The sequence below is a fragment of the Nocardia terpenica genome (assembly GCF_013186535.1).
In the GTDB taxonomy this organism is placed as follows: Bacteria; Actinomycetota; Actinomycetes; order Mycobacteriales; family Mycobacteriaceae; genus Nocardia; species Nocardia terpenica.
In genome coordinates, this window is record NZ_JABMCZ010000005.1 from 77,920 (window position 1) to 104,525 (window position 26,606).

25 protein-coding genes and 1 tRNA gene are annotated in these 26,606 nt (G+C 66.6%); 10 read left to right on the forward strand and 16 right to left on the reverse strand.

Annotation, left to right across the window (positions count from 1 at the left end):
- Positions 1–92: 92 nt before the first annotated feature.
- Both HPY32_RS36215 and HPY32_RS36220 read right to left on the reverse strand, forming a co-directional pair.
- Positions 93–650: an HAD family acid phosphatase gene (locus HPY32_RS36215; RefSeq protein WP_067588859.1), complete on the reverse strand. Its 558-nt coding sequence runs from the start codon at positions 648–650 to the stop codon at positions 93–95.
- 91 nt (positions 651–741) lie between these two features.
- Complete coding sequence (locus HPY32_RS36220; protein ID WP_067588857.1) at positions 742–2,115, reverse strand: DoxX family protein; 1,374 nt, start codon at positions 2,113–2,115, stop codon at positions 742–744.
- 613 nt (positions 2,116–2,728) lie between these two features.
- Between HPY32_RS36220 and mihF the strand changes: the two genes are divergently transcribed.
- The 4 genes from mihF (at position 2,729) to HPY32_RS36240 (ending at position 5,115) form a co-directional block, all read left to right on the forward strand.
- Positions 2,729–3,043, forward strand: a complete 315-nt coding sequence (gene mihF / locus HPY32_RS36225) for an integration host factor, actinobacterial type (protein WP_067588855.1) — start codon at positions 2,729–2,731, stop codon at positions 3,041–3,043.
- 103 nt (positions 3,044–3,146) lie between these two features.
- Positions 3,147–3,231, forward strand: a tRNA-Leu gene (locus HPY32_RS36230).
- A gap of 527 nt (positions 3,232–3,758) precedes the next feature.
- On the forward strand, positions 3,759–4,079 hold the full coding sequence (locus tag HPY32_RS36235) for a hypothetical protein (protein ID WP_156674501.1): 321 nt from the start codon (positions 3,759–3,761) through the stop codon (positions 4,077–4,079).
- Positions 4,069–5,115 carry a tyrosine-type recombinase/integrase gene (locus tag HPY32_RS36240; RefSeq protein WP_067588851.1) on the forward strand — a complete coding sequence of 349 codons (1,047 nt, stop codon included), beginning with the start codon at positions 4,069–4,071 and terminating at the stop codon, positions 5,113–5,115. The genes HPY32_RS36235 and HPY32_RS36240 overlap by 11 nt, the downstream gene beginning before the upstream one ends.
- Before the next feature lie 102 nt (positions 5,116–5,217).
- Here HPY32_RS36240 and HPY32_RS36245 read toward each other — a convergent pair whose 3' ends face one another.
- The 4 genes from HPY32_RS36245 to HPY32_RS36260 form a co-directional block, all read right to left on the reverse strand.
- Entirely contained in the window at positions 5,218–5,625 is a 408-nt protein-coding gene (locus HPY32_RS36245; RefSeq protein WP_067588849.1) for a hypothetical protein, read from the reverse strand.
- Positions 5,622–7,652: an FAD-dependent monooxygenase gene (locus tag HPY32_RS36250; protein WP_067588847.1), complete on the reverse strand. Its 2,031-nt coding sequence runs from the start codon at positions 7,650–7,652 to the stop codon at positions 5,622–5,624. The genes HPY32_RS36245 and HPY32_RS36250 overlap by 4 nt, the downstream gene beginning before the upstream one ends.
- 151 nt (positions 7,653–7,803) lie before the next feature.
- Positions 7,804–8,727, reverse strand: coding sequence for a helix-turn-helix domain-containing protein (locus tag HPY32_RS36255; RefSeq protein WP_082871453.1), 924 nt, complete (start codon positions 8,725–8,727; stop codon positions 7,804–7,806).
- Positions 8,728–8,942: 215 nt separating this feature from the next.
- Positions 8,943–9,872, reverse strand: coding sequence for an NADP-dependent oxidoreductase (locus HPY32_RS36260; protein ID WP_067588843.1), 930 nt, complete (start codon positions 9,870–9,872; stop codon positions 8,943–8,945).
- A gap of 71 nt (positions 9,873–9,943) precedes the next feature.
- On the opposite strand from HPY32_RS36260, the gene HPY32_RS36265 reads away from it, so the two are divergent.
- A complete protein-coding gene (locus HPY32_RS36265; RefSeq protein WP_082871850.1) occupies positions 9,944–10,552 on the forward strand; it encodes a TetR/AcrR family transcriptional regulator in 609 nt (202 codons plus the stop codon).
- Positions 10,553–10,672: 120 nt separating this feature from the next.
- On the opposite strand, the gene HPY32_RS36270 is transcribed toward HPY32_RS36265, so the two are convergent.
- Positions 10,673–11,284: a TetR/AcrR family transcriptional regulator gene (locus tag HPY32_RS36270; protein ID WP_067588839.1), complete on the reverse strand. Its 612-nt coding sequence runs from the start codon at positions 11,282–11,284 to the stop codon at positions 10,673–10,675.
- A 97-nt stretch (positions 11,285–11,381) separates the two neighbouring features.
- Between HPY32_RS36270 and HPY32_RS36275 the strand changes: the two genes are divergently transcribed.
- From HPY32_RS36275 to HPY32_RS36285, 3 genes are all read left to right on the forward strand, one after another.
- Entirely contained in the window at positions 11,382–12,200 is an 819-nt protein-coding gene (locus HPY32_RS36275; protein ID WP_067588837.1) for an alpha/beta fold hydrolase, read from the forward strand.
- A 9-nt stretch (positions 12,201–12,209) separates the two neighbouring features.
- Complete coding sequence (locus tag HPY32_RS36280) at positions 12,210–13,040, forward strand: alpha/beta fold hydrolase (RefSeq protein WP_067588835.1); 831 nt, start codon at positions 12,210–12,212, stop codon at positions 13,038–13,040.
- A 197-nt stretch (positions 13,041–13,237) separates the two neighbouring features.
- The gene (locus tag HPY32_RS36285; RefSeq protein WP_067588833.1) at positions 13,238–13,684 is read left to right on the forward strand and encodes a MarR family winged helix-turn-helix transcriptional regulator; all 447 of its coding nucleotides are present in this window, start codon (positions 13,238–13,240) and stop codon (positions 13,682–13,684) included.
- A 607-nt stretch (positions 13,685–14,291) separates the two neighbouring features.
- On the opposite strand, the gene HPY32_RS36290 is transcribed toward HPY32_RS36285, so the two are convergent.
- The 6 genes from HPY32_RS36290 to HPY32_RS36315 all read right to left on the reverse strand — a co-directional run bounded on the left by HPY32_RS36290 (position 14,292) and on the right by HPY32_RS36315 (position 19,973).
- The gene (locus tag HPY32_RS36290; RefSeq protein ID WP_082871451.1) at positions 14,292–14,765 is read right to left on the reverse strand and encodes a lasso peptide biosynthesis B2 protein; all 474 of its coding nucleotides are present in this window, start codon (positions 14,763–14,765) and stop codon (positions 14,292–14,294) included.
- Complete coding sequence (locus HPY32_RS36295; RefSeq protein WP_197696517.1) at positions 14,762–14,989, reverse strand: lasso peptide biosynthesis PqqD family chaperone; 228 nt, start codon at positions 14,987–14,989, stop codon at positions 14,762–14,764. The genes HPY32_RS36290 and HPY32_RS36295 overlap by 4 nt, the downstream gene beginning before the upstream one ends.
- A 52-nt stretch (positions 14,990–15,041) precedes the next feature.
- On the reverse strand, positions 15,042–16,769 hold the full coding sequence (locus HPY32_RS36300; protein ID WP_171983239.1) for an ABC transporter ATP-binding protein: 1,728 nt from the start codon (positions 16,767–16,769) through the stop codon (positions 15,042–15,044).
- Between the two features lie 17 nt (positions 16,770–16,786).
- Entirely contained in the window at positions 16,787–18,001 is a 1,215-nt protein-coding gene (locus HPY32_RS46340; RefSeq protein ID WP_156674500.1) for a cytochrome P450 family protein, read from the reverse strand.
- Positions 18,002–18,006: 5 nt separating this feature from the next.
- The gene (locus tag HPY32_RS36310) at positions 18,007–19,650 is read right to left on the reverse strand and encodes an asparagine synthase-related protein (protein ID WP_171983240.1); all 1,644 of its coding nucleotides are present in this window, start codon (positions 19,648–19,650) and stop codon (positions 18,007–18,009) included.
- 206 nt (positions 19,651–19,856) lie between these two features.
- Complete coding sequence (locus HPY32_RS36315; protein ID WP_171983241.1) at positions 19,857–19,973, reverse strand: lasso RiPP family leader peptide-containing protein; 117 nt, start codon at positions 19,971–19,973, stop codon at positions 19,857–19,859.
- A 570-nt stretch (positions 19,974–20,543) separates the two neighbouring features.
- Between HPY32_RS36315 and HPY32_RS36320 the strand changes: the two genes are divergently transcribed.
- Positions 20,544–21,563 carry a LysR family transcriptional regulator gene (locus HPY32_RS36320; RefSeq protein WP_156674497.1) on the forward strand — a complete coding sequence of 340 codons (1,020 nt, stop codon included), beginning with the start codon at positions 20,544–20,546 and terminating at the stop codon, positions 21,561–21,563.
- A 100-nt stretch (positions 21,564–21,663) separates the two neighbouring features.
- Positions 21,664–21,804 carry a hypothetical protein gene (locus HPY32_RS36325; RefSeq protein WP_156674496.1) on the forward strand — a complete coding sequence of 47 codons (141 nt, stop codon included), beginning with the start codon at positions 21,664–21,666 and terminating at the stop codon, positions 21,802–21,804.
- A 144-nt stretch (positions 21,805–21,948) separates the two neighbouring features.
- Here HPY32_RS36325 and HPY32_RS36330 read toward each other — a convergent pair whose 3' ends face one another.
- The 3 genes from HPY32_RS36330 to HPY32_RS36340 form a co-directional block, all read right to left on the reverse strand.
- Positions 21,949–22,644, reverse strand: coding sequence for a TetR/AcrR family transcriptional regulator (locus HPY32_RS36330; RefSeq protein ID WP_082871448.1), 696 nt, complete (start codon positions 22,642–22,644; stop codon positions 21,949–21,951).
- Positions 22,645–22,870: 226 nt separating this feature from the next.
- Positions 22,871–24,715, reverse strand: a complete 1,845-nt coding sequence (locus HPY32_RS36335) for a TOMM precursor leader peptide-binding protein (RefSeq protein WP_082871447.1) — start codon at positions 24,713–24,715, stop codon at positions 22,871–22,873.
- Complete coding sequence (locus HPY32_RS36340; protein ID WP_156674495.1) at positions 24,706–26,559, reverse strand: hypothetical protein; 1,854 nt, start codon at positions 26,557–26,559, stop codon at positions 24,706–24,708. Before HPY32_RS36340 ends, HPY32_RS36335 begins: the two co-directional genes overlap by 10 nt.
- Between the last annotated feature and the right edge of the window lie 47 nt (positions 26,560–26,606).

Genomic DNA, 26,606 nt, shown 5'->3' on the forward strand with positions numbered 1-26,606 from the left:
CGACAAGAGCCTCTCCCCGCGAACGAGCGCCGCCGTACGAGGGCGAACCTCGCGCGGCGGCGCATCGGCCACGTCAGTGCCCACCGCTCGAATCAGGACAGGCGCCCGTCGTAATCGGGCAGCTTGTAACCCTTTTCGTAGTTGCCGCCCTCGAGGTCGGTCGAGCGGTTGCCGACATTGGCGGTGATGATGTAGCCCTGCTCGGTGTACTGGCGGCGGCAGCGCTGCTTGGTGGCGGCCTTGCCGGAATCGCCGACCGAGCGCACGCACATCCCGTCGACCGGGTATCCGGCGTTCGACACCGCCCAGCGCGCGGACTCGGCCTCGGGCCGGTAGGAGGCGAACAGCACGCTGAATCCCTTCGCCTTCGCGTGCCGCGCGAACTCCAGCACCGGCGGCGTGGCCTTGCCCGGGGCGTAGTGGGTCTGCAGCGCGGTGTTATCGATATCGAGAACGATGGCGAGCTTGTCGCCGCCGCGCGCCGCGCGGTCGTCGAGATAGGTGGGGCCGTCCTGCATGACCGCGGCGACATCGCCGAGCCACTGCCGATGGGAAGGCAGCGCATCGTCGGCCCGGGCCGCCTGGGCGGGCAGGACGATACCGGCCAGGGCGAGCACGGCGAGAAGGGTGGTACGCGTGGTCGAAGTCATCGCGCCACCGTGACCCGGACACCTCAATGATGTCCGAATCGTCCCCCAACGGCGGGTGAGGCCCGCGTGAATGCTCGCCCCGGCCGATCCCTCATCGGGAGTGCTGATAGTCCTGCACCCAGTGGAATCCGGTGCTGTACAACCGGAAAGCACTGCGGTCGACCCGGTTCAGCGTCATCGTCACCCGATGCCCGTCCAGCAGGCCCCGCAACCGCAACTCCGCCGCCGACGGCTGCTCGAAGGTGAACCGAGCCGAACTCAGCTGCCCCGGCACCGCGCCCTGCGGACCCGGCATCGCGAACATATCGAGGTGATGCTTGACGAGATCGACCTGCGCCATCGCCGGAATCATCCGATCGTCCATCACCTGATAGGTCGCCGCCCCCGGCGTCTCGATGATCAGATTCCGCCACCGGCCCTGATCGGTCAGCAGCGGCGGCACCGGCTGATCGTCGCGGGTGAATTCGGCGACCGACCAGATCCCGTACAGCGGCGGCCTGTCCTGCCCGCCGCCGACCTCCCGGAACGTGGTCCAGCCCAACTGCGCGGTCGAGGCCACCACCCACACCCCCAGCACGACCTGCACCGCCACCGCGATGCGCCGCGCCCGCGGCGCCCGCCACGGTTCCGGCCGCGACCCCGGACCCACCGCGCGATCGCGCACCAGCGCATCCAGCAGCCGCCGCGCCTCGGGCGCCAGCAGCACCATCGACAACAGCAGCAAATGCCCGGACAAAATCTTCACCGGCACACCGAAGGTCATGTTCAGCACGAACACCTGCGCCATGCTCACCAGGCTCAGCATCGCGCCCAGCACCGCGGTGCGCGGCACGAACAGCAGCACCCCCGCCGTCACTTCCGCACAGCCGAGCAGGATCTCGTACGGCTGCGACGCCCCGACCTGATTCCACAGCACCCCCATCGGCGACAGATCGCCGAACGGCTTCAGCAGCGTGGTCAACGCCGGCTCCGGCATCTGGATCGGAATGGCCTTGGCCAGGCCGTAGCTGACCATCTGCACCGCCAGGCACAACCGCACGAACAGCAGAAACCATCCGGCGAGCCGGCGATAGTCGCGCCGCCGCCGATCCAGCACCGACCACACCACCGTCGCCGCCGTCGCCACCACCAGCAGGCAGAACAGCAGCACCCATTGGAAGGGCTGATCGCCGCTGGCCGAGTCGATGCGCAGCGTGGCATCGACGCCGAAGACCGTGCGCCCCACCCAGTGCACCAGCGGCGACAGCGGCCGCACCAGCCACAGACTGGCATCGATCGGCAGCAGGGTGCGGAACCAGCCGACGAAATCGTAGAGAATCTGCGGATCGGTCAGGCAGAACAGCCCGAAGTACACGAAGCAGAACCGGAAGACCACCCGGGTCGCGGCGGGCCACCGCGGCCCGGTGCGAGTCGGCTCACTCACCGCCTCTGCCTCCGGATCCGCCTGTGCCACAGCCTCACTCATCACATCCCTTTCCGGGGCCCGGCGCGCCCGCACCCCGCACCGCGGGCGCGCCCTGCCGACGGGCGCGGCCCCGCGCAGCGAAGATTCCAGCCCGCCCGGCCCGGTTCAAGACCACGATTCCGGTGGCGGTAACACTGAGGTGCCACGAATCAGGTTGGTGGACCGTACCTTTCGGCGGGCCGGTCACGACCGTGACCACGGCATCCACGCGATCCGCCTTGTCCCCCAACCGGATCGGCGACGCCTCGACACGACGAAGTGCCCGGACGCTCGGTATCGGACCCGATCCCGGCGCATCGACATCGGGCGGCCCATACGATCGATGCGGCGGCCTCGGCGGCGCCACGCGACGGAGCGAGCGACCGCTCGAACCGACCCCGAGTGCCCGACACGCCGGATTGGATCGCCCTTTCGGCGGCGTGGCTCCTCGGCCGTGACCGGCCCCGGCAACCCGGCCACAACCCCGGCAAATCACCCGCATCCGCGTCCGCAAACGTGCCCGCAACGCTCGTTACCCCGATTGTCCTCGCGGTGTGTCGTTGCGCGACGCGGCGTCCGGTGATGTTCAATCGGTGCCGTTGAGGTTCCAGCGAACGAGTGAAAGGTTGTAGACATGGCACTTCCCACCATGACCGCCGAGCAACGCTCAGCAGCGCTGGCCAAGGCCGCTGCGGTCCGCAAGGCGCGGTCGGAACTGATCGAGCAGGTGCGCAAGGGCAAGGTCTCCATGGGCGAGGTCCTCAAGCGCGCCGACAAGGAGGACCTGGTCAAGAAGACCAAGGTCGCCGCCGTGATCAAGGCCCTGCCCGGCATCGGACCGGTCAAGGCCGCCAAACTGATGGACGAGGCCGAGATCCCCGCCGACCGCCGCATCGGCGGCCTGGGCTCCCGTCAGCGCGCCGCCCTGCTCGAGGCGCTCAAACACTGACGCTGGCTGGAGGCGCTCAGCACCCGGTCCCACCCCGCAACGCGGCACAGGCCCGCGATTTGGACCTTGCGGACCGATCAGATAACCTTGCTGAGCACCACCGGTCCGGGTGGCGGAATGGCAGACGCGCTAGCTTGAGGTGCTAGTGCCCGATTAAGGGCGTGGGGGTTCAAGTCCCCCTCCGGACACTCTCTACGGTGCGATTGCACCATGTCTGCGTCGGCAGCGGTTGTCGGCGAGTAGCTCTTCCCGGCACGGACATCAATTGGCTGTGCCGGGCCTCATCGTCGAGCGTAATGCGATGCAGATCTGGATTTGATTGTGCCGCAGGGATATTCGGTGTTTTATGGTGCATCACGTCGTGGTTTCGGGAGCCTGGGGTTGCAGGCTGGACTGGCCAAGTCGGTGTGCAAGTGGGCTTGAACACCGGCGCGGTCGAATTTCGGCGAGTGCGGTCGGTGTGGAGGGGGCTTGAACACCGGCGTTGTCGGGTCGGCCGCGACTGTGTTTCGGCTAGCGTCGGTGGACCCTTGATCGCGTACCTCCACGCGGGGTCACGATTGCTGGAATGAATGAATTCTTCGCAGTTCCAGTTCCTTTGGACATTGTTCCGGCGCTCGTGCCGCCCGCGGTAGAACGGCGAGGGATCGTCGCGGCGGTGTTGCCGGCGTTGCCTCCGCCACGGATCCTGCCGGATCCGGCGGATCGTTGTCTGGTGGCGGTGTCGCGGCTGGATCGGTCGGGCCGATTCCGGGCACATCGGTTGTTGCGGGCGCTGGGCTGGTCGCCGGGGCAGCGTCTGCGGTTACGGGTGGACGGTTCGATGACGGTGATCGTTCCCGACCGGGCCGGGGTGCGTGCGGTCACTGCTCGCGGTGTGCTGGCTCTGCCGGTGGCGGTGCGTCGGTTCACCGGCCTGGATGATGGGCCGGTGGTCGCTGTCGCGGTACCGGCGCGGGAGTTGATGTTCGTCGTCCCGGTCGGCGCGCTGGTGTCGGCGTTGATCGAGCGGTTGGACAACGGCCATGACCGCTGACCCGGACAGGATCGCCGAAGCCCGCCGCCTGCTTGCCGCCCTCGGAGTGAGCCCCGCCGATCTGCGCGACCGCCCGCCCGTTCCGACCCTGGGTGATTATCTCCCGCGCGTGGTCGCTGCCGCGGGGCCGGGAGCGTTGAAGAGCTACCGGTCCTATTGGAATCATCTGCTGGTCGCGTTCGGAACCCGGCCGCTGGACCGGATCACCGCCACCGATATCGAGCAGCTCGAGTATCACGTGGCCACGCATGTCGTGCCGCGGCGCAGCAACCGCGACGGTCGGTCGGCGCGGGAAGCGTTCATCGCTGCCGCGCGTGCCATTTACAGCCGCGCCATCGCCGATGACCTGTTGCCTGCGGGTTCCTCGCCGGCTCACCGCGTTCCGAAACCACGCCGGCTGCCCAGCACCCGCCGGGCCCTCACCGCCGACGAACTCGACCAGATCAATGCCGCTGCCCGCGTCTCCGGCGACGATCCGGCGTTGGATGCGTTGTTGCTGCGACTGCACACCGAAACCGCGTGCCGGCGTGCCGGTGCCCTTGGACTGCGGGTCGGTGACCTGGAGACCAGCGAATGCCTGGTGCGGCTGCGGGAGAAGGGCCAAACCGTGCGATGGCAGCCGATCAGTCCCCAGCTCACCCACGCCTTGGCCGAGCACGCCACCGGCCGTGGTGCCCGATCTGCGGGATCGGATCTGCTGCGCTACCGCGACGGTCGCCCCCTGACCGCCCGCCGCTACGACAGCCTGTGGACCCGCATCCGCGGTCAGCTGCTCTGGGCGCAGGCGCAAGGTATCTCCACTCACTGGCTGCGTCACACCACCCTGACCTGGGTGGAACGCAACTTCGGCTACGGTGTGGCCCGCGCCTACGCCGGACACACCGACAGCACCGGCGCCGCGACCACCACCTACATCAAGGCCGATATCCACGCTGTCGCCACCGCGTTGGCCGCGATGACCGGCCAACCCCACCCCCTCGCTGTTCCGGTCGACGAACTCCACCCCGTCTGGCGAAGAAGCGGTACCGGAACTTGACGATTGACGGTGGCGTAGGGCCGTCGATCGAGCCGACACGCGCAACAATCAATCCGGCGGCCGCTTTGGCGATCTCCAACGACACACGCTCGGCACACAATGCTACTGCGCGTTCGTAGTGGTGAGGAAGTTGTCGTTGTCGGTGTTCTCGATCTGCCGGGCGACCTCGACAAAGCGTGCGACTGTGCCGTCGCGGACGCTGGCGAAGAGATGGGATTCGAAACGCAGGGCAGTACCGTTCGCGGCGACCATGTGGAACAGGTACCGCCCTGCTACCGCGGCTGGGGTGCTGATCTGCTCGAGTACCTGTAGTTCTCCTCCGCCGGCCGCAAGTTTGCGCATCTCGCGCACGTGCGGAGCGAATTCCTGGCGCTGAAACACTTGGCCGTTGATGCGCTGCACGAAATCCGGTGCGAGGAGCCGGTCCAGGGTGGTCTCCAGCGGCTCGGCGTCCTCGGTGCCGTACAGCAGTTCGGTCAGCACGGCGGGCAGGTCGAACTGTTCGGTCATGCGAACCGCCCCCGTCGGGCCTGGCCCTCGCGCACGGTCTGGATTCGCCAGCCGGCGGCGGTGCGGGTGTAGGTCAGCCTGGAATTCATGAATGCAGCACCGAATTCGCCGTCCATCGCGGATGCTACCCAGAATTGCCACTGTCCGGTCGCAGTGTCGCCGGAGACGGTGACGATCGGATTCATGAACGAGTGGAGGGCGGCCTCGATCGCCGAGGTGGCCTCGGGCAGCGCTGCTGCGATGGCGCCGGCGCCTCGGATGGCGTGGTAGTGGGTGCCTTCCCAGCTGGCATCGGGGGCGAAGATCTCCGGGATCGTCTGCACATCAAGGGTTTTGCCGTCCCAACCTTGGTTCACCGCGTGGGCGTAGCGGGCGGTGAGGGTACGGATCTCTTCGCTATCTTCCAGTCGCTGAATCCGTTGTTCGAGAGTGGATTGCGGTGGGCGGGCGGTGCGGATCGAGTCGGCGGCCCGGCCGAGCGCGTCGGCCAGCGCGCGGGCGGGATCGGCGGGGGCGTCCACGGCGCGCCAGGCGATGTAACCGTCCGGACGTACCAGGGTCGCACCGGAGTCGTGCACGCCGTAGGTCGCTCCGAACGGCCGTGGGTCGACCGCTTTCGCGTCGACGCCGATCAGCACGAGCCGCACTGTGACACCGGTGGCGCGAATGGCTGCGGCGACCGGTTCTGTCCAGTGGTCGTCCTCGGACACCAGCACCCAGCCGCGCTGGAAGAGATCCAGCGTGGATTCTTCGGTGCCGTCCACCAGGATTCGCAGGTGCGGGGCGCGGGTGCCGGGTTGGCCGGCCCATTCGTCGGGGCGCAGCGCCGCCGGCAGCTCCGCGCCCGCGCCGAGGACTGCGGCCGAGCGATAGAGCTGGCCGAGTTCGATCGCGTCCTCGGGCAGTACCGGTACGTCCGATTTGGGGGTCTTCAGGAATGCTTTGTAGTCGGCGCGTGCGAAGAGTTGTTCGTGCCGCAGCAGTGCGATCGGGCGCCGTTCGGCGCTGTAGGTCTCCAGCAGGCCCGGGGTGGACTCGCCCGACAACACCGCCGCCAGCTTCCAGGCCAGGTTGTGTGCGTCGTCGATGCCGGTGTTGGCGCCGAAACCCCCACGATTGGGCGGCAATTGGTGGGCGGCGTCGCCGGCGAGGAACACTCGCCCGGCGGAGTATCGATCGGCGATGAGCGCGGCCAGCTCCCACCGGCCGCCGGCGATCACGTCGATAGGTAGGTCGCTGCGGCCGATCGCGCGCTCGATGGCCGCGCGTTGGGCGGCCTCGTCCCGGTCGAGGTCGTCGTCGAGCATCAGGACCCAGCGGCCGTCGGAGTAGGTGATCAGAAACGGCGTGAAATCGTCCTGCTCGATTTCGAACTGCACGATCCCTTTAGCGAGGTACTCCTCGAGAGGAGCGCGAAACAGGATGCTGCGTTGCACCGACAACAATCCCTCACCACTGCGGCCGATACCCAGTGCATTGCGAATCGGGCTGGTTGCCCCGTCGGCTGCCACCAGATACTGTGCACGCACCTGATATTCGCTGCCGTCGTCGCGGCGTCGCAGGGTGGCGGTCACGCCATCGGCGTCCTGACCGAAGCCGATCATCTCGGTACTGGGCCGCAGCTGAGCGCCCAATTCCACTGCCCGCTGCCGCAGGATCGGTTCCAGCCGATCCTGGGCGATGGCCGTCGCGTGCACGGGGGAGTATTCGATCGCGGGTCCGTTCGTCGTGCTCGGCGGCGTCCACGGATACTCCTGGAACCAGGTGCCCGCCAGGCTCTCCACTCGGGCGCGTCGTGGTGGCTTGCTGCCATGCTCGGAGGGTGGCAACTCGACTCCGGTGGCGCGAAACAACTCCAGCGTCCGAGTGGTGTAGCCGATCGCGCGCGGATGCACCGAACTGCCGGCATGCCGCTCCACCACCATGGCAGGGATTCCCCGCCAGGCGAGGAAGACGGCAGCGGACAGCCCTACCAGGCTGCCGCCGACGATGAGCACCGGTGTGGTCTCGATGGTTGTCTCGGTCATGTTTCTTACTCCATTCATCGGTGGGATCACTTGCCCGCCAGGGCTGTTGCCGGGCGTGGCTGTTTTCCAGCGCGGCGAGAGCGCCGTTGTCGGTAACCAACGGTGTCGAGCCGCTGTGCCGGTCAGAAATGCGGATACTGGAACTGCGGTGTCATCGCGCTGATTTCGCGCGGGCGGCAAGCTCGGCGACTTTACGGGCGTCGGACGACCCGGGCTCGACGGTGAAGAGGTACAGCTTCAAATCACCCTCGGGAACTGTCAGGACGTGGCCATCGGTGTGGATCAGACCCAATTCGGGGTGATCGATGGACCCGCGCCGATGCGCGAATTTGGCTGTGGCGCCGGTGACCCAGAGCTCGGCGAATCGCGGGCTCTGTTTCATCAGGTCGGCGATGAGAGCAGTGAGACCAGGGTCGGTCGGGTAACGGCTGGCGGTCTCGCGCAAATCGGCTACCAGCGATGCCTCGTACTCCAGCTCCTGGCGCCGCGAATCGGCAACGCAGTTGGTGGTGTTGGTGAAGTACCGCCACACCATATTGCGGTCGCGCGGACCGAGCGCAGCCGGATCACCGCACAGTTCGTCACCAAGTGTGTTGTAGGACAACAGTGTCCATGTCGCGTCGAACACACCCACGGCCACATCGTCGAGACGATCGAGCAGCTGCCGCGTGGCCGGACGGATACGCCGGTCGACCCGCCCCGGCTGCGCCACCGCATGGCCGGTGAGGATGCACAAATGCTCGTACTCGGCCCGGGACAGGCCCAGCGCATCGGCAACCGCTCGGAGCACTTGCAGCGATGGCCGGGCGCGGCCCTGTTCGAGACGTTTGATGTAGTCCGCCGACACCAGACTGAGCTCGGCCAGTTCCTCGCGCCGCAGACCGGGCGTGCGGCGGGAACCATTCTGGCCGGTGCACCCCACTCCGCCCGGGGAGGCGCGCCCGCGCCACTCCCGAAGCAACACACCGAACTGGTGGAGCTCGTGCACCAAATAACTATACAAATCAACGTTGTTCACGTTCGGCTCTTTGCTTGTCAGCGAGCAATTGGAAGACTTTCCGGGCGATGGCCCCATCGGCGCGGCGATACCAGCAAGCCTGCCTCGAGTCGTCTCCGCCAGCCTGGGCCAAGCTGTCCCACCCACCACTCCAGGGCCTCACTACCGGCCGCGCGGAGTCATATCGGCTGAACCACCCGGCAGCACAACGCCTCCGCCCCCTGCACGCGCACTCTTCATGACGGCCGGGGGCCGCTCTCCGGCAGCGGGCAACAGCGCCTGAGCAATCGGAATCAGTTGCGCAGCACAATCTTTCCGCGGGCATGGCGGCTCTCACTCAGCTCGTGGGCGGCAGCGGCCTCGGCGAGCGGGAATGCCGCCGCCAGCGGAATCCGTAACCGATCCCCCTCGCCGAGTGCCGCGGCGGTCCGCAGTCCGTGCAATGCCGGCGGGTCGGCGTCGGCTCCTCCGGCGGTGGTCGACAGGTGCACCCCATAGTTCGCCGCGTCGAAGTCTGCGATCGTCACCACCCGTTTCGCATCTCCGGCGATGGCGAGTAGATCCGGCAACGCGCCTCCGGCGCAATCGAATACCGCGTCCACCCCGGCCGGAGCCAGTGCCCGCACGCGATCGGCCAGGCGCTGCCCGTAAGTGGTGGGCGTCGCGCCCAACAAGCGCAGGAACCGGTGGTTGCGCTCGCTCGCGGTACCGATGACGGTGGCACCGCGGGCGACGGCGAGTTGGACGGCAGTCGTTCCTACCCCACCGGCCGCGCCCTGGATCAGTACGGTGTGGCCGGACGCGACCCCGAGGCGATCCAGGACCCGCGTCGCAGTCTCGACATTGGCGGCCGCGCCCCCAGCCTCCTCCCAGCTCCAGGTCGACGGTTTCGGTGCCCAGGCAGCCAGGACGGCGTACTCGGCATTGGTTCCGCCCAGCCGAGCGCTCGCTGTGACGCCGAACACTTCGTCACCGGCACCGACATCGGTGACACCGCTACCAACCTCGTCGACCACCCCAGCCGCGTCGAAACCCGTTGTGTGCGGCAACGTAAGAGGCACCCGCTCACGCAGCCCACCCGCCCGCAGGGCCGTCTCACTGGGCGTCACTCCGGATGCCGTGACCCGGATCCGGATCTCTCCCGGGCCGGCGTGCGGCGCCTCGATGTCACAAACCCGCAGTACGCTGGGCGGTCCGTACCAGTGAAACTGAACAGCTTTCATAACTTCGGACGGTAACCGAACACCGCGCCCGGATAACTGAAGTGAGAGGGGTGGACGAACAAGTGCCCCACATGCTGCGTTCGGATGCCCGCGACAACCGCGAACGCATCCTCGCAGTAGCGCGGAACGTATTCGCGACCGAGGGTTTGGACGTGCCGATGCGCGAGATCGCGCGACGGGCCCGTGTCGGGGCAGCCACCCTGTATCGCCGCTTCCCGACGAAGGAAGCCCTGGTCACAGCGGCGTTCGCCGAACAGATGACCGCCTGCACAGCCGTCGTACAGGAGGGGTTGGCCAGCGCCGACGCCTGGCAGGGCTTCCGCCTGGTGGTCGAGAAGATACTGGAGATGCACGCCCTCGACCGCGGCTTCGCCACCGCCTTCACCACCGAATTCCCCACGCAGGCCCGCACGTTCGGCACCGACCGCGATCGCACCGTGCGGGCCCTGCTCGAACTCATCCGGCGCGCAAAGGAATCCGGCGAACTCCGCGCCGACTTCGTCGTGGAGGACTTCCTCCTCGCGATGATGGCCAACCACGGCATCCGCACCGGCACTCCCGCGGCCACTCTTGCCGCCTCCCGCCGATTCACCGCGCTGATCATCCAATCCTTCCAGGCCCACCCGGCTGTGACTGCGCTCCCGCCGCCCGTCCATCTCCCCCTCACTCCACCCCGGTAGCGCCGTCGCGGGCGGCTTTGCTGGGCGTCGACTATCGCGTGCTGACGGCTTGCATCCAACTGCGTCGCGCCTGCAGGGCGCGGGTGGGCAAAGATTCACCCAGATAGGGTTGGGCACCGCTCATGTCGAGGTGGCCTGGTCGCGCCGGATGCCGTGATAGAGCAGATCGACGATCCGGCGGCCGGTTTGCTCCGGATCGAGACCCTCAGCAGAGCCGGAGTTGAGCCGGGCGAGAGCGGGTGCGACGAGAACCTCGCGAACGAGCTCGACATCGATGCCCGGATCGAGCTCGCCGACGGCGATGCCCTGCCGCAGGATCCGCCGTCCGACCTCGCGCCGCGGCTCCACGACCTGGTCGAAGTAGCGGGCGTAGAGCTCGGGGAAGCTGGTGGCCTCTGCAAGCAGTGACCGCAGCACTGCGCTGGCTCGGGGGTCGAGGGTGCGTTCGATCAGGACAGCGAGGAATCCGGCGAGGTTCTGGCGGGCGCTCGGGCCGTCGAACGGCGGCATCGGCTTGTTGATCGCGTCGAGGACGTCGAAGTACAGTTCCTGCTTGGTCTTCCAACGCCGGTACAGCGAATTGCGGGACACGCCCGCGTAATCGGCAATGGTCACCAGCGACAGCCCGGACAGCGACGCGCCCGCGGCGACGAGGTCGAGGACCGCGTCGATGGCGGCGACGTCGGTGCGGGGATCGCGCTTGCGGCCGGCGGTGCGTTCAGTGGTGGGCATGCGCCCAATCCTATAACGGAACAGAACTGTTGCGTTCTGTGATCGACGTACCTAGGATTACGAAACGCAACAGCTCAGTTCCGTTTTAAGGGTAGTCATGGCCAATTTCACCGCTCACGGCATCAACCAGTACTACGAACTCCACGGCAACCCGGTCGACCCGCCGGTACTGCTCATCTCCGGGCTGGGCGGAATCGGCGCCAGCTGGGGGCCGCAGGTCGAGCGCTTCGCCGAGCGCTACTACGTGATCCTGCCCGACCAGCGCGGCACGGGGCGCACCACGCGCACCACCGACGGTCACGCGACCGAGCAACTCGCCGCGGACATGGCCGCCCTGGTCGAGCATCTCGACCTGGGGCCGGTCCACGTCGTCGGCGAGTCGACCGGCGGTGCGATCGCCCAGTACATGGCGCTGAACCACCCGGATGCGGTCCGTTCACTCGTGATGTCGTCGAGCTTCGCCCGCTTCGACGCCTACACCAAGCGTGAGTTCGCAGTGCGCCGCACGCTGCTCGCCGAATCCGACCGGGAAACCATCTACAACCTCTACGCGGTGTTCCTGTTCGCCCCGCGCTACACCCGCGAGCATCCCGAGCGCGTGCAGGCGTGGATCGACCGGATCCTGGCGAATCCCGTAGAACCGCAGGATCATCGGATCGCTGTGCAACGTACCGAGATGATCATCGCCCACGACGCTTTGGCGAAGCTGGGTGACATCCGGCAGCCGACACTGGTGCTGTGCGGCGATCATGACGCATGCACACCGCAACCGCTATCGGAGGAGATCGCTGCCGGCGTGCCCGGGGCGGAGCTGGCCGTAATCGCCGAGGGCGGGCACCTGATCGAGCTCGAGCAGCCGGAGGAGTACTTCCGGATTGTGAGCTCCTTCCTGGACCGGCAACTGTCCAACGATTAGGGACGAGTCATGGTCGAGCATCTTCGATTGGGGAATGCGGACATCGCGTTCTGGGACGAGGGCGACGGTGAGCCGATTCTGTTGGTGCACGCATCCTTCGGTGCCGACTGGTTCGCGCCGGTTGCCCGGATGCTGCCCGAGTACCGGGTCCTGCGCACCCACCGAGCAGGCTACGGCCGCAGCCGGGACCTGAGCCACACCCTCGGCCTGGCCGACCACGCCGAACATCTCGCCGAAGTCCTGGGCTCGACGGGGATCGAGCAGGCCCATGTGGTGGGTCATTCCAGCGGCGCAACCATCGCGCTGCAACTGGCCGCCTCGCACCCGCGGCTGGTGCGGTCGATGGTGTTGCTGGAACCGGCGGCTCCGGCTGCCCCCGACGAGCCCCGCGGCCAAGTGATAGCCGATGCCATCGCGGCGGCCCGAAGCGGGGATCTGGACCGGGCTTTCGACCTGTTCCTGGGTAGTGTGATGAGCCCGGGTTATCGCGATGTGCTCAGCCGGGCCCTAGGTGTCGCCGGCCTGGCGGAGTCGGTCCGCAGCGGCGGGTACTTCTTCGAGTGCGAAATGGCCGCACTGGTCGGCTGGGACGCGGTCGGCCTGGAGACCCTCGAACAACCCGCACTGCTGGTGGACGGCGGTGCAGGTGAGTATCTCGGCAGCCCCTATCGCGCCCGCAACCGAGCGCTCGCCGGTCGGCTCCGTAATGCCGTCCGGCTGACCCTGCCTGGTCTCAGCCACGCACTGCCGCTGGAGAATCCGTGCCTCGTCGCACGAACCATCCGGGATTTCGTCGGCCGGTATCCCATTGCCGGATCCGCCGACGCACCATTGGTCTGACCAGGTGCAGGCAGCAGCCTTGGCGGATATCCGCCGACTCAGTGCTTGACCACCTGCCGATACGAGGCTGCCGTCCGGCACTTGGACACCCGGCAGAGCATCACTGTGGATCGCGCTGTCGGGCAACGGTTGTCCACTTCCCGCGCGCGGCCACTTGCCGCTGGCGTCCGCGCCGATCCGGCGCGCTACTGCGCCGAGTGACAGGGACGCAACTCGGCCGACGGCCGGCCGAGATCGCGCTGGCCGAGATCGGCGCCGACGAGTTCGGCCTGGCGCCGGCGCAGTTTCTGGTGCTGCAGGATCTGTTCCTCAACGGGCACAGCAGCATCAGCGAAATCGCGGGGCGGGCGGGTTTGGCGCAGAGTCGGGTGTCGACCAGTGCGCGTGAGTTCGTCGATCGGGGTTGGGCGCGCACCACCGCCGATCCGGCCGACGGTCGCAAGACCCTGGCGGAGCTCACCGACGAAGTGAAGGCCGCGGGCGCGCAGCGCCGGGTCGATCGAGCCGACCTCACTCTCGCGCAAGCCTTGTCGGGTGTGACCGCCGTCGAGCGCCACGAACTGATCCAGGCACTGGACCGGTTGCATCGGCTGCTCGTTTCGGACGACGCGCCCCGCAGATTCCCGGACGCTGCCGCCCGCTGAGCCGGGCCACGGCGGTGTCGGTGACGCGACTCGGTCACGGTCCGAATAGTCGGCGTCGGCGTGCGCCCCTCGGCGCGCCGACGCAGACCAGCGCCACCCATGCGCGCTGTAAACCACAGCGTCCGATTCGGCCGCCGCGGGCGGCGGTCCTGGCTGCTGGTCGCCATCACCGCTCACCACCCGAGGCCACGCGGCGGGCACGTACAGGCACATGAGGAACACCTGGCCTGCTTGACCGCCTGCCGATCCGAGGGCTACCGTCATCCACATGAACACCTCCAGCCTTGCTGGAGGAAGGTTCAGGGTGTCTGAGTCCCCCCTCGGACACAGTTCTCTTTACCCAATAAGGATTTCCGTGGCGCGTGTCAAAGCGCGCTTGAACACACTCCTGACGACCCGCTCGCCAGCGGGTTTGTCGCATCTTCCCAAGTCGGCTACCTGCCGCCGTATCGCCCTGTCACACCCCGGCCGTCGGTGGTCGCTGCCCGGGTTCAGCCGCAGGGCGGCTGCTCGACATCCGGCCAGCCGCACCCACTTTCGCCCAGTACATCCCCAAGGTGCGTGCCCGCGTTGCAGAAGCGGCGGCAGGCACCCACGGTTCGGCGCACTATCTACAGCCCCCGAGCCGTACGGGTGCCGAAAGCCTGTGTGCGACGGCCGAACCGGTCGTCAGCGGGGGCACGGTCATGAGGGCGCGGTAGTATCCGGCGCTGGTCGGTTCCCCTATCGGCTCGCTGTCGACCTCAACCCAGGCGTGGGCGGCGAAGGGGCCGGTGCGCACCCCGGCACACCATGTGGGCCAGGTGCCATGGAGTCGGCAGAGCAGTGCGGTGGCCAGGGAGCGGGGCAAGCAGTACGGGCCCGCGCACATCATGCTCGTGCCGGTCACGGTGTCACGTGCTGCGAGCGCCTGGGCGGGTGTTGCGGGTGCCGCGCCGACCCGCACCACCGTCAGGACGGCGCGGATACGACGGGGTGGCTGGTGGGCCAACAGGCGGGCGGCAGCGATTGCCAGATGTGCCACGAGGCGACGGCGTAGCCGTGGCTCGGCGTCGAGGGGGAGGACGACGGGCCCGCTCATATGGTCACCAGTCCCGCTTCTCGCAGATGGTTCACCAGATCGGTGACGTCGTGGGCCGCGCGGCCGTGGTCGATGGCGTAGCGGTCGGCCAACTGCTTCGTGGCCTCCTGCGGTGTGCCACCGGCCAGGAGAATGCTCAGCACGAGCGAGCCGCTGGAATTGAGCTGCCAGTAGGCGCCGGTGTGCTCATCGAGGAGCACCGTGCCCTCGTCGTCGGTTGTCATCGATACGCCTCGACGCACTGCAAAAATCGTCATCTGTACTCATCTCTTCCGGTCAGGAGAAGTTGGGAACGACAGTTGGGGGATGCCGGGGCACGTTCTCCGCGGTTCCGGCGGTCAGCTGCCGGTACAGCTCGCTGGTCTGCAACAGCTGGTGATGCGGGCCGATCGCATGCACCCGGCCCTGATCCAGGACCACAATCTGTCGAGCATCCGTGGCCACGCTCAGCCGGTGTGTCACGGCGATGACGGTGCGGATTCTGGCTTCCCCGATGATGGTTCGGAACAGCTTCCGTTCCGTGCGACCGTCCAACTGCGAGGTTGCCTCGTCGAGAATCAGGACATCCGCCTTGCGCAGCAGAGCTCTCGCTACCGCAATCCGTTGCCGCTGACCGCCGGACATGGAGATACCGCGCTCCCCAACCGGTGTGTCGAGCCCCTGGGGCAGCGAGTCGATCCACTCGTGCAGGTCGACGGCCCGCAGGGCGGCCATCACGTCGGTGGTGCCCGCATCGGGTGCACCGTAGCGCAACGCCGCGCGGACAGTATCCCCGAGCAAGGCCGCATCCTGTTCGACGTAGGCGATCCGGTGGCGGAGATGCCGTCGCGAATAGCGGCGAATGTCGGTCCGGTCCAGGAGGATTCGTCCTCGCTCCACTTCGTGGAATCGCTCGATCAAGCTGAGCACGGTGGTCTTGCCTGCGCCCGAGGGACCCACGAGCAGCGTGAGACCACGGTGCGCCTCGAAGGACACGTCGGTCAGAATCCGCCTGCCGCCGTAGGTGAAACCGACCCCCTCCAGCCGGACCCCGGGCGGGTGCGGCGATGCCCCGTCCACTGTGTCGGTCTCGCTCACTTCGGCCGAGAGGCAACGGATTTGCTCGATCCGCCGGATCGCCGCCAATCCCGCCGCCAGCACGGAGGCCGCACCGCCGAACAGGGAGATCGGGTTCCGGAGGTACACCACGTACAGCAGGAACGCCACCAGCTCGGGCACGGTGAGGGCACCCGCGGAGACTCGGGCGATGCCGAGCACGAGAGCGGCGAGGAACACCAGCTCGATCGAGACCTTGGCGATTCCGTCGGCCACCGCCTCGATCCGAGCGGCCTCGATGCCTGTCCGATACGCCTGCTCGGCGTAGCCGCGAAGGACCCCTTCCTCACGATCCTCGACGGCGAACGCCTTGACCGTCCGGAAACTCACCATGACCCGCTGCAGGGCACCCATCATGTGGCCGAGTCGATCCTGCAGCCGCCCCGTCCTCCGGTACAGCAGTTTCCAGCAGAACCAGTCGGCGACCGCGGCCGGCACGAGCATCATCAGCACGACCAGGAGCATCAGCGGGTCGATCGTCGACATCAGGACGCAGGCCACGGCGAGGGCCAGCGGCGCGGCCAGGATGTTGACCATCGCGCTCGACAGAGCGCCTTGCAGGAGCGTGGTATCACCCGCGAAGCGGGACAGCGTGTCGCCGGTCGAGCAGTTCTCGAGATCCGGGACGCGGGCACGGAGAATGCGCGACACCAGGTCCAGGCGGATACCGAGGGTCAGCCGGTGGCCGAAGCGTTCGAGCGCGTACTTGGCCACCATCGACAGCACGATGCTGGACAGTGCGGCAACTGCCATGAGCACCACGGGCGTCCGCAGGCTCTCCCCGGACTGGAGAGCACCGAGGACCTTGTTGATCACCAGCGGCTGTACCAGCGCGGCGCTTTGGGATGCGAACTGCAGGAACAGAAGAAGGACCAGGACCAGCCGACCATCCCGGACATAACTCCACATCTGTTCGCTTCCACCCCTCATCGGAGACGAACGGAAAGCTCGGTGGGCGCGCGGAGAAAGGAAGGGCGCCAAGTGATCTCGGCGGGACAGGCGGCCAAGGCCAGACCGGGGAAGCGCTGCACGAGGGCCGTCAGCGCGATCTCGGCGACCGCTCGCCCCAGGGGGGCGCCGACGCAGAAGTGTGCGCCGTAGCCGAACGCCAGGTGCGAGGTGTCCTGTCGCGTGATATCGAACCGGTCCGGATCGGGGAACCGCTGCGGGTCGCGATTGGCCGCGGCGAGCACGACCTGGACGGTCTGGCCCTGCGGGATTCGCACCCCGTCGACCTCCACGGGTTCCTGGGTGAAGCGGCGGGCCGCCAGCTCGAGCGGGCAACGGTACCGCAGCACCTCCTCGACCGCCGGAGTGGTCAGCGCGGGTTGTCTCCGGAGCAGCTCCAGTTGCCGGGGATGAGTGAGCAGGGTGTAGACCGCGGTACCGATCAGGCTGCTCGTCGCATCGAGACCGGCCAGGAGCAGCGAAATGAGCAGAGTGAGGAGTTCGGTCTCATCCAACCGGCCTTCGTCGTGGGCCCGGACCATGTCCGATACCAGGTCGTCACCCGGCTTCTCCCGGCGCAGTCGGAGCAGCCGGGACGCGAAGTCCACCATGGGACGTAGCGGGTCGTCCGGCTGATCGGGACGATTGGTGCGCACCGCCTGCGTATGCACGACGAGATCATCGCGGTCTTCCGGGTCGAGATCGAGTAGTTCCCCCAGCACCCGGGCGGGTAGCGGATCGGCGAAGTGTTCCATCAGGTCCACGCTGCCGTCGTGTTCGCCGAGCCGGTCCACGGCCTGGTCGATTACCCGTGTGATCCGGGGTCGCAGGGCGCGGACGTGCTGTGCGGTGAAGTGACGCGCCACCACTTTGCGCAACCGTGTGTGGTGCGGTGTATCGCGGCGAGCCAGAATGTTTTCGAAGTATCGTTGGATGCCTTCGGGAATGGCGGCTTTCGGGAGTGATTCCCCGGCGGCGATACCGCAGTCGTTGCGCTGCAGGCGATTGTCCTGCAGCAGGGTCTTGGACTCGTCGTAGGTGGTCACAAGCCACGCCGGGCTGTCCGTCGTGTACTGCGCCCGGCAAACGGACTGCTGCTCGCGCAGCGAACGATACGTGGAATATTGGTCGCCGTGGAACGGGTCGCTGAACAGATCCGGAACGTCCGGCGGCGGCGATACCTTGTTGTTCACGATATTCACCCTTTTCCGATGTCGGTTTCACTGCTGATCGAACGCAGCCAGGTCTCGCACGCAAGCGTCTGCACGAGAACCGGGCGGAGCGTGGCGCCGGCGCACGCCTGGGACACCGCCGTGCGCAACCGGCGGGCGTCCACCAGGCCGTACCGGACCAGCAGCGAGTCGTCGCACAGCGCAAGCAGTTCCGCCCCGTGATGGCGGAATCCGGCAGCCACCTCCACACCGGTGTCCGCCTTGGTTCTGCGTTGCAACAGCGGCTCCGGGACGATGCCGCGCATCGCCTCGGCCAGCAGCGGCTTGTACCGCCAGGGGCTGGTGCGCTCGTGTGCCCGTACCGCCAGGCACGCTTCGACGACACGGTCGTCGAGGAATGGGCACGCCCGCGTCAGGCCGGCCTCCGCCACCACCTGCGCGTCGAGGCGGGAGAAGCGGCCGGCGGTCTGGACGAGAGCGAGCGCCTCGTGCTGTCCTCGCGACGACGACAGCGGCTCGGCACCGTCCGCGGCGACGGCCAGCAGAGCCTCGGCCGCTTCGGCGGCGGCCGGTGTCGCCCAAAACGGCAGGCGCAGCGGCGGTCCCCAGCCGGCCGGGCCGTCGGGCGGCGCAGGCGCGCGCAGCTGTGCTGCCTCATCGCCGAGCCACGCGGCGTAGTCGCGGCGGTCGCACAGCACCCGCGCGGCGGACCTCGCCGGCCACCGGCGCAGAATCCGATGCCCGCGAAAGTGCCGATAGAATAGCCATGGCCGGGTGCGGGCCAGATCGTACAGGTAGGCGCGGCGCGTCCAGACGACCTCGTCGCCGCCGTGCCCGGTGAGCTGGACCGTGCAGCCGCCGGTGACCAGCCGATCCGCCAGCGCCAACGACTGCGCCTGTCCCCGCAGGCCGGGGTACGGCTCGTCGGACCCGCTGGGCCGCAGGATGTCGGCGAACTGCCGCGGGCGATGGTCCGGCGCCACCACGAGCCGTTGCACACCGGGAAGGTCACGAGCCGCGGCCTGCGCCCACATCGCATCGTCATCGCCCTCGTCCACGCTGGTACTGGTGATGGCGATCAGGTCGTTCCACCGTGGCTTCGCCAGGAAACACAGTGACGTGGAGTCGAATCCCCCCGACAGATCGCAGCCGATCGGCGCCTGCACCGGGACCGCATCGAGACGAATGGATACCGCGGTCGCCAGGGCCTCGCGCAACACGGCGGCACCTTCCGGTAGCGAGAGGCTCGGCTCGGGCGGGCTCCACCACCGCACGACGCGGCTCCGTCCGGTGGCTTCGATCAGCAGATAATGGCCCGCGGGCACAGCGCGCACGTCGCGCCACGGGGTGGCATCGCATGCCGGGTGCGGTATGCCCGGGTCCACCAAACGGGCGGCCAGCCAACGGTTGTCCAATTCGCCGGAGCCCAGTCGGGCGAGCACATCCGCGCGGTCGGCGGCGATCACCGTGCCGCCGACCGTCGTGGCGAAGACCCGCCGGAACCCGGAAGCACTGCCCTGCACCCGGATTCGGTTACCGACGGCGGCCACCAGGTGGAAGCTGCCCGGCAATGTCGTAGCGAGCCGGTCCAGATCGCCGATGTCGCCCATGCGGCCCGCCGTTTCGGCGAGCCGTGCGGCGGTGACGGCGCTCTGGCCGATCACCGCCACACGGGTCCTGCCTGCCTGAGCGGTGACCACCTCATCCGTCGACCAGCACCCCATCAACCAGGGTCGCCCCGAATTGTGGTGGACGACGTGGGTGGCTCGCGAGCGCAGTAATCCGGCCACGGCGAGACATGAATCCCTGTCGGGAAAAACCGTGAACCAACTCGTGCCGCGGCTGAACACTATGCTCTCCGATCAGTCGACGCGGATCAGTCGCGCTGTCCGGTCGGGCCGTCCCACTGGGAGCCATACCAGCCCTGGGTGTCGTACTCGAAAGTGCCGACCTTGAAAAGCACGGGCGACTCGTAGACCGATTCCTGCTGCATTACGCATACCTCCACATTTCTCAGGGTATTTCCCATTGAGTAGCCATCTGGCAGCTACGGCAATGGAGTCTGCCCGGCTCGGTTATCTCGCGTCAAGAATGTATTCATAAGTCTCAATTATTATTGAGCTGATTGATTTCGTTTACTGCATGAGCGCGCGGCGGACTTGCGGGAATGACGGTAGGCATCGACCGCCGGGCGCATCTGCGCCTCCCCTGCCCAGTCGGCGGCGCGGCTGCGCTCGAAGGATGTCTTGTCCCGAACGATATTTGAAGTGGCAGTGAACTATTCGTGAATCAACTTCCCTAAGATCGCGCGCTAATTTCGCGCTAATTTTCTTTACTCTATCGTTACCATCCTCTCAGGATCCTCTAAGCATTTCTCGGCATTCTCGATGGAACCTCCCGGTGCGGGGTAGGAAGCGAATTCGATATCGCTGAATCGCTTCGCGTAATGCAGTAGCACAACCCCATCGGATCGATAGGCATGCTCGATGCCTGCTCCGTGGTATGAGGTCGAAAGATTGCTGGAGCGTTCTACGTCGAATAGTACGTCGAATAGGATGGACCATTGGCAGGCTTTCCTGAAGATATCGAAACGGGTCGACAAGCAACAGGAACGAAAGTTGTCACCGGCGCAGTGAGCGCCGACATGTCCGAGGTACAGATGGACTGGCTCGACCTGACGGCATTCTGCGAGGTCGCGAAACACGCGAGTTTCACCAAGGCCGCGGAGCGGATGCACCTTACCCAGCCCGTACTCAGCACGCGAATACGGAGACTCGAGCGAATGCTCGGAGTGGAGCTGTTGCACCGCTCCACCCGGCGCGTCACATTATCGCAACCGGGCCACCGGCTGCTCCGGCACGTACAGGGTTTGCGGCAGAGTTGGCACCACGCCGTCGCCGACGTGACGAGGGGCGACATCCGCTTTACGGTCGCCACCACCATCCCGGAACTGTGTTCATTGGCAGCGGCCACGAACCATCATTTCCCTCATCTGCGAGTCGAATACGAACTCCGCATCCCGGGCACGGCCCTGCCCGCTGTCGGCGCCGGATTCGACGCCGTTCAGGGGGCCGATCCGCTGTTTCACAATGTCGTCCCGCCAGCGCAGGTGGAGATCGGCACAATCGTCCACGAACCCGTGTGGGTCATGCTGTCCGAGCAGCACCCGCTTGCCGCCCACAGCCGGATCCGGCTGCATGCGCTGAGCGACGAGGCATGGATCGAGGCACCGGAATCCAGCGATGAGCTCATAGCGATCTGTATAGAAGCCGGATTCGTTCCCGACATTCGCTACCGCAGCAGGACCCTGCCGGCGGTGGACCTGATACAGGCGTGCAATGCGGTATCCCTGATTCAGGCACGGGTTCCCGCACCCGCCGGGTGTGTCACCCGCCCGCTCGATATCGATGTACGGCGGCACATCTTTTACGCGTGGCACTCCGGCACTCCCCAGAGCATCGTCCGCTTTCAGTACGACTTCCTCCGCGCCGGTTATCGGAAGCTCGCCTTCCGTAACCCGGCATACCGGCAATTCATAGAATCGGAGCCGCAGCGCTTTGCGGAATTGCACAATACGGTATAGGCCGCGAAACACCGAAAAATCCTGAGCGCGTATTCGGCGGTTTTGCGCGTAACTGCCGGGTGAGATCGTTTGTGCGGCAGTAGGTTCGAGGGACCTCGCTGTGGTTGGGTCGGACTTGTCGTTCGAGTATCTGCCAGCGCAGGGCGAGGTCGTGGTCAGTATGCGCCCGGTGAGCGTGTTCGCCAAGGGACCGACCGTGACCGACGTCGACGAACTACGCCGGTTGCTGCGGGGGCCGTGACGTTCGTGAAATTGCGGCTGCCATTCTTCGCGGTAATCATGACCGTTTCACATATTGGCTGACGATATTCAATGCAATGGACATGTGTGACAGTGCAGCTGATTTTCCGTCATGCCGTAATTGTGGCCGTGTCACGGTGGTTTATTACTCCGTCGCGGGATGGTGGGAGACTTGATGGATTGCGTGAGTCAGCACATGGTTCAGGGAGTTGGTGAGAATGTGGACGGTCTTTTGGGCGGTGTCGGTGGTGTGGTCGGTGGCGGCGAGTTTGAAGCATGTTGACGCGAGCAGGCCCGAGACGGTGTCGATGACGAGATCGACGACGCCGCGGTCGTAATCTGTTCCCGGTCGATGGTGGGAGAAGTAGAGCCCTCGGGTAATGCGGGCCGTCGCGTCTTCGACGGGACCGAGCAGGAGATTGCTGCTCGCGGACACCTGCTGGGTCAGGATCTGAACCACGTCACGATGTTCGGATACGGCGTCGAGAACGGCCAGGCCGATCGCGTTGATCGCGTGCCGAATCTCGCGGCCCTCGCTGTCGGCCGATCTGACCGTGAAAATGGTGTCGAATCTGTTCTGGATATGTGCGCCGGTCCGGGACAGCACGGCCGAGAACAGGTCGTCTTTGTCGACGAAATACCGGTACAGGGTACCGACTCCGACACCGGCGCGAGCGGCGACCGCATTCGTGGTCAACCCGTCGTAACCCTCCCGGGCCAGCACCTGAGCGGTCGCCTCCACAATCTGCTCTCGCGTCTCGAGCGCCCGTGCCTGCACCGGGCGGCGTCGGCTCCCGACGCCGCGCCTATCGTCGCCGTGGGTGGACAAACCAACGACCATATGACCACAACCTCTCTCATATTCCAGATATGTCGAGCACTAGCTGGTAATAGCAAAGGAACGCACTGTATCCCCGATGGTTGGTCGCATCGAGAATGCGGAAGTAAGCTGAGAAGAAGCTGAGAATATAGTAACGGAGAGGTAAAGAAAATTAGCGCAGAATTAGCGCGGCGAAGCGACGGTCCGACTATTCACTCGTTTTTCACCAGCGCTACATGTGACCGTTCTACGCGAACGGATGTGGGTGCGGGTTGCGGTCGTCCGCAACGCCGTGGAGGCGCGGAAGGCCGGTGGTACGCCGGTAGGCGTGCCCGAAGGTCATGGGAAGGGCGCCGGGGACAAGCGTTTTCACGCAGACCAGGTCGGCCGACCGCAGTTCCTCGCCGGTCTGGTCGACCACGATGGCGTCCAGCCCACACCGCTGGAGCCGATCGAGCATCTCGCCCAGGTCGTCTCGCAGGTCGAGGTGATCGGGCCAGGAGTTCCGGCTACTCCACGAGCTGTTCCAGTCGAGGCGAACGTCATCGGTGAACAGGAACGCGAAGCGCTCGAAAGCGTCGGGATGACAGTAGAGCGCAAGGTGATCCTCCACCTCACCCACCAGATACGGGTTACCGAGCATCGCCGCAGGCCGCGATCGTGTGCTGGATTCACCCCAGTCGTCGGTCCAGTCGATGTGACCGGCCAATTCGCGCAGGGCGCTGCGGACGGCTCGGAGCGGATGCGGATCCGCACCGACGGCGGACAGGGAGTGGGGGCGCGACGAGGACGAGCCGGATTCGACGGCCATGGCCCAGAAGGTGGCCAAGCCGACATCCGAGGGGAGCTCGAACAGGTGAACCTCGTAGTCGCAGCGCCAGCGGATTCTCTCGACCACGAACCGGATCCATTCGTCCGGAACGGTCGCGACGGCGATCTGCCGGACGCTCGGTCGCGAATACCAGGTCCTGAGGGCGGTATCGCGCTCCATCACCTCGATCACACTGTGGAAGACGGCTTCCTCGAGGCAGCTCCCGACGGCGCACCCGCTGGAGGTTTCCCGTACCAGGCGTGGGCCTCTCGCGCCGGAACCGAAGTAGGCCATCGTCTCCGGCACGAGGATCGGCTCCTTGCGTAAGAGCGAATAGCCCCATACCCAGTCCAGCGGGAGGTGCTCATCGAATCGCGTGAAGGGGAAACCCGGCAGCGTGTACTGCTCCTCGGAATACAGCCCCAGATCGCGCGGATCGAGTGCGCGGGCTCGCAGTTCGCCGTATGTTCCGCGGACGACGGTCTGCTTCCCCATGGGGCGCATACCCGCTCGGCGTTCCAGTCCTTCCAGGACCGCGAGCATCGTCGCCGTCCTGTGGTCACCGGCCTGGCCGTAACTCGTCGATATCGAGGATGAGCTGCCGGGAGCGCCGAAACGTGCCGACGCCGCCGGAAGGAGGGTGGTGATGTGGCTCGTCAGCCCTGCCACCACACCGACCTTCGGATCCGTGTAACCAGAACCGAGAACGCCATGGTTGTCTCGCACCCGGAAAGTGGTGGCCGACGGCTTCGCTCGTGATGTCACCTCGATCGTCGCCCGCTCGGCGCTGTCGAGTGGCAGGTCGGCACACAGGGGGCACGTCGGATCGGGGAGGAAGTGTCTCGGCGACACCTCCAGTGTGTCGGGGCTGATCTCGATGATCGAAGGATGGTCGGGTCCGGTCCCGAGCTGTCGGTCGACGAGCCGGTGCATGGCATTGCCCAGGACGTCATCGATGAAGCACGGCAGCGGGAGGGCAGCGGCCGCGCCGATCGGCAGCGCGGCCGGTTGACGGCGCTCCGCGCACAGCAGACACCCGCGCGACCCTGCTGACATCAAGGGACCGAGCGAGATTCGGTCACCGATACACATCGGGTACCACGCCGGGAACCGAGCGTTGGTCTCGCGCAGGCGTTCTTCGCTCCACTCCGATCGCACGATGATGAGACCGCCGTCGCCGATACCGATCTCGTCCTCGGCGCCGACGAGAGTCACTCCCCAGCGGTCCACGAGCCGAGGTGCGATCCGGCCCAATAGTGCTGCGGCGTCTATCACCAGCATGTGCCGGGGCCTTCCGCGGCATCCGGGAGTACCAGAACTCTGACCACGAACGGATGCAACCGACTCAGTACCGGATCGTGATCCAGGGTGACCGCCACCGGGTGCAGACCTCGGCGGGTGAGCCGGTCGACCAGGCGCCTACCGAGCGTCGATGCGCCGCTCGTCCGCGGGCCGGGGGCCGGTTGCCCGATGCGGTGTCCTACAGGCGGGCAAGGGCTTTCGGGCGGCGAGAGGCGTTGGCATTGACGGTGTAGGAGCAGTTGTTCGATTCCGTGGCCGATCGCCTCGCCGAGGGACCGTCCGGTCGAGTAGAGATCACCGACGGTACTGTTGCTCAATCGGACGACCGGTGGGGCGAGCTCATGAGTGAACCGGACCGCGTGCACCGTCTCGCCCGACAGGCGAAGAAGGTTTCGGTAGTGCGATCCGATGCCGCGAAGTTCCAGCGACCACAGATCCAGTGGGGATTGCTCGGTCTCCGCAGAGGTGATGGCATGGCTCGCGCACTGGTCGATCAGGGCACGCTCGACGGCTTCACAGAAGGTGTTCCCCGACGCGACGCCGACCGGGGTGGTGGCGGTCGGACCCGAAACGAGGTGGGGGAAGGCATCTCCGGCGCGGACGGTGCACGGCTGTCCGGTACCGAGCGACATCCCCCAGAGCCGACCCGCGGCCCACTCGTCCGGCATGAATTCGAGAAACGCGGGTGTTCCGTCGGCAGTGTGCAGGCGCTGCGGGTCCACCACGAGGTACGCGTAGAGTTCGCAGGCCCGGCGCAGCGCGTCGAGGCGCGCGCGGAGCATGTCGGGCCCCGCTCCGCGGACGATGACCGGAACATGCTGTGCCCGGTACGATTTCAGCGGGTCGGTAACGACCACCTCGGCGACCTGGAGTGGGAGCGGATCGGTACGGGCCGCCCTGATGTCGGCGAAGATTCCCACCCGCTCATCGATGTAGCGGCGAATGCTCCGGTAGAAATCGTGCTCGATCAGCGGCTCGGCATCGGAGAGCGCGCCGATCTTGGCGGCGACTTCGGTCGATGTCTCCGGACTCCGCGGTAACCCATGGGGATGCGGTGCGACGGTTCGTTTCCTACTCCGGAGTTCTCCGAACTCGAGGTGGACCACGTCCGGCGCCCTCGCCTGCTCGATACCGGTGATTCGACGAAACCACAGGAGCAGCAGGTGGTTCGCCACGAGCTCGAGCTGAACGAGTGTGGGATCCGAGTGGCGAGGCTGCTCCGGGACGGTGGTGCGGTGCCGCTGCCAGAACGCGGCCCATCGCGTCCATTCGTGGCCCGGGAGGCCGACGGGACCGATCCACGCCTGGTCTCCCAGCACAACCGCCGGAACGAGATATTTCCGCTCCTCCCAGCACAATCGGTCGAGTCGCCGCAGCAGATCCGCCGAGTGTGCGGTGCAAACGTGAACGACGACGGGGAATTCCGCGAGGAGCGGGCGAATCGTTTCGATTCCGGGTGCACCGGCGTCGATGATCCTGACATCGGCGCACCGGGCGAGATCGCCTGGCTCGCACGACATCCCACCCGGCACCAGCACGCGGAGCCGGCGCAGCCCACTGTCGAGCGCGAGTCGGACCACCGGAGATACCGCGTGGACGGAGCCGATCAGGACCATGGGGGTGCTGCGGAAATCGTCGAACCTTTGCTCCGGTGACTCCCGATGCCGCGCGATCTGGGCGATCTCCCCGGCGTGACAATCCAACTCGTGTGCTGTCAGCGAGTGGGACCGATCTCGTGCCCGATCGCGAATGATCCCGTACCGGTCGAGCGCGACGATGATTCGCTCCGCGAGGGAACGCCGATCCTCATCGAGGCGACCCATAATCTCGTTCGCACCGGTCACACCGTCGAACTGGGACACAAGCCATA

What these genes read in the sequence shown, in the direction of transcription:
- HPY32_RS36215 (WP_067588859.1), bottom strand. Translation starts at nt 650, where the DNA reads ATGACTTCGACCACGCGTACCACCCTTCTCGCCGTGCTCGCCCTGGCC.
- HPY32_RS36220 (WP_067588857.1), bottom strand. Translation starts at nt 2,115, where the DNA reads ATGAGTGAGGCTGTGGCACAGGCGGATCCGGAGGCAGAGGCGGTGAGT.
- mihF (WP_067588855.1), top strand. Translation starts at nt 2,729, where the DNA reads ATGGCACTTCCCACCATGACCGCCGAGCAACGCTCAGCAGCGCTGGCC.
- HPY32_RS36240 (WP_067588851.1), top strand. Translation starts at nt 4,069, where the DNA reads ATGACCGCTGACCCGGACAGGATCGCCGAAGCCCGCCGCCTGCTTGCC.
- HPY32_RS36245 (WP_067588849.1), bottom strand. Translation starts at nt 5,625, where the DNA reads ATGACCGAACAGTTCGACCTGCCCGCCGTGCTGACCGAACTGCTGTAC.
- HPY32_RS36250 (WP_067588847.1), bottom strand. Translation starts at nt 7,652, where the DNA reads ATGACCGAGACAACCATCGAGACCACACCGGTGCTCATCGTCGGCGGC.
- HPY32_RS36255 (WP_082871453.1), bottom strand. Translation starts at nt 8,727, where the DNA reads ATGGGGCCATCGCCCGGAAAGTCTTCCAATTGCTCGCTGACAAGCAAA.
- HPY32_RS36260 (WP_067588843.1), bottom strand. Translation starts at nt 9,872, where the DNA reads ATGAAAGCTGTTCAGTTTCACTGGTACGGACCGCCCAGCGTACTGCGG.
- HPY32_RS36265 (WP_082871850.1), top strand. Translation starts at nt 9,944, where the DNA reads ATGCTGCGTTCGGATGCCCGCGACAACCGCGAACGCATCCTCGCAGTA.
- HPY32_RS36270 (WP_067588839.1), bottom strand. Translation starts at nt 11,284, where the DNA reads ATGCCCACCACTGAACGCACCGCCGGCCGCAAGCGCGATCCCCGCACC.
- HPY32_RS36275 (WP_067588837.1), top strand. Translation starts at nt 11,382, where the DNA reads ATGGCCAATTTCACCGCTCACGGCATCAACCAGTACTACGAACTCCAC.
- HPY32_RS36280 (WP_067588835.1), top strand. Translation starts at nt 12,210, where the DNA reads ATGGTCGAGCATCTTCGATTGGGGAATGCGGACATCGCGTTCTGGGAC.
- HPY32_RS36290 (WP_082871451.1), bottom strand. Translation starts at nt 14,765, where the DNA reads ATGAGCGGGCCCGTCGTCCTCCCCCTCGACGCCGAGCCACGGCTACGC.
- HPY32_RS36295 (WP_197696517.1), bottom strand. Translation starts at nt 14,989, where the DNA reads ATGACAACCGACGACGAGGGCACGGTGCTCCTCGATGAGCACACCGGC.
- HPY32_RS36300 (WP_171983239.1), bottom strand. Translation starts at nt 16,769, where the DNA reads ATGTGGAGTTATGTCCGGGATGGTCGGCTGGTCCTGGTCCTTCTTCTG.
- HPY32_RS36315 (WP_171983241.1), bottom strand. Translation starts at nt 19,973, where the DNA reads ATGCAGCAGGAATCGGTCTACGAGTCGCCCGTGCTTTTCAAGGTCGGC.
- HPY32_RS36330 (WP_082871448.1), bottom strand. Translation starts at nt 22,644, where the DNA reads ATGGTCGTTGGTTTGTCCACCCACGGCGACGATAGGCGCGGCGTCGGG.
- HPY32_RS36335 (WP_082871447.1), bottom strand. Translation starts at nt 24,715, where the DNA reads ATGCTGGTGATAGACGCCGCAGCACTATTGGGCCGGATCGCACCTCGG.
- HPY32_RS36340 (WP_156674495.1), bottom strand. Translation starts at nt 26,559, where the DNA reads ATGGGTCGCCTCGATGAGGATCGGCGTTCCCTCGCGGAGCGAATCATC.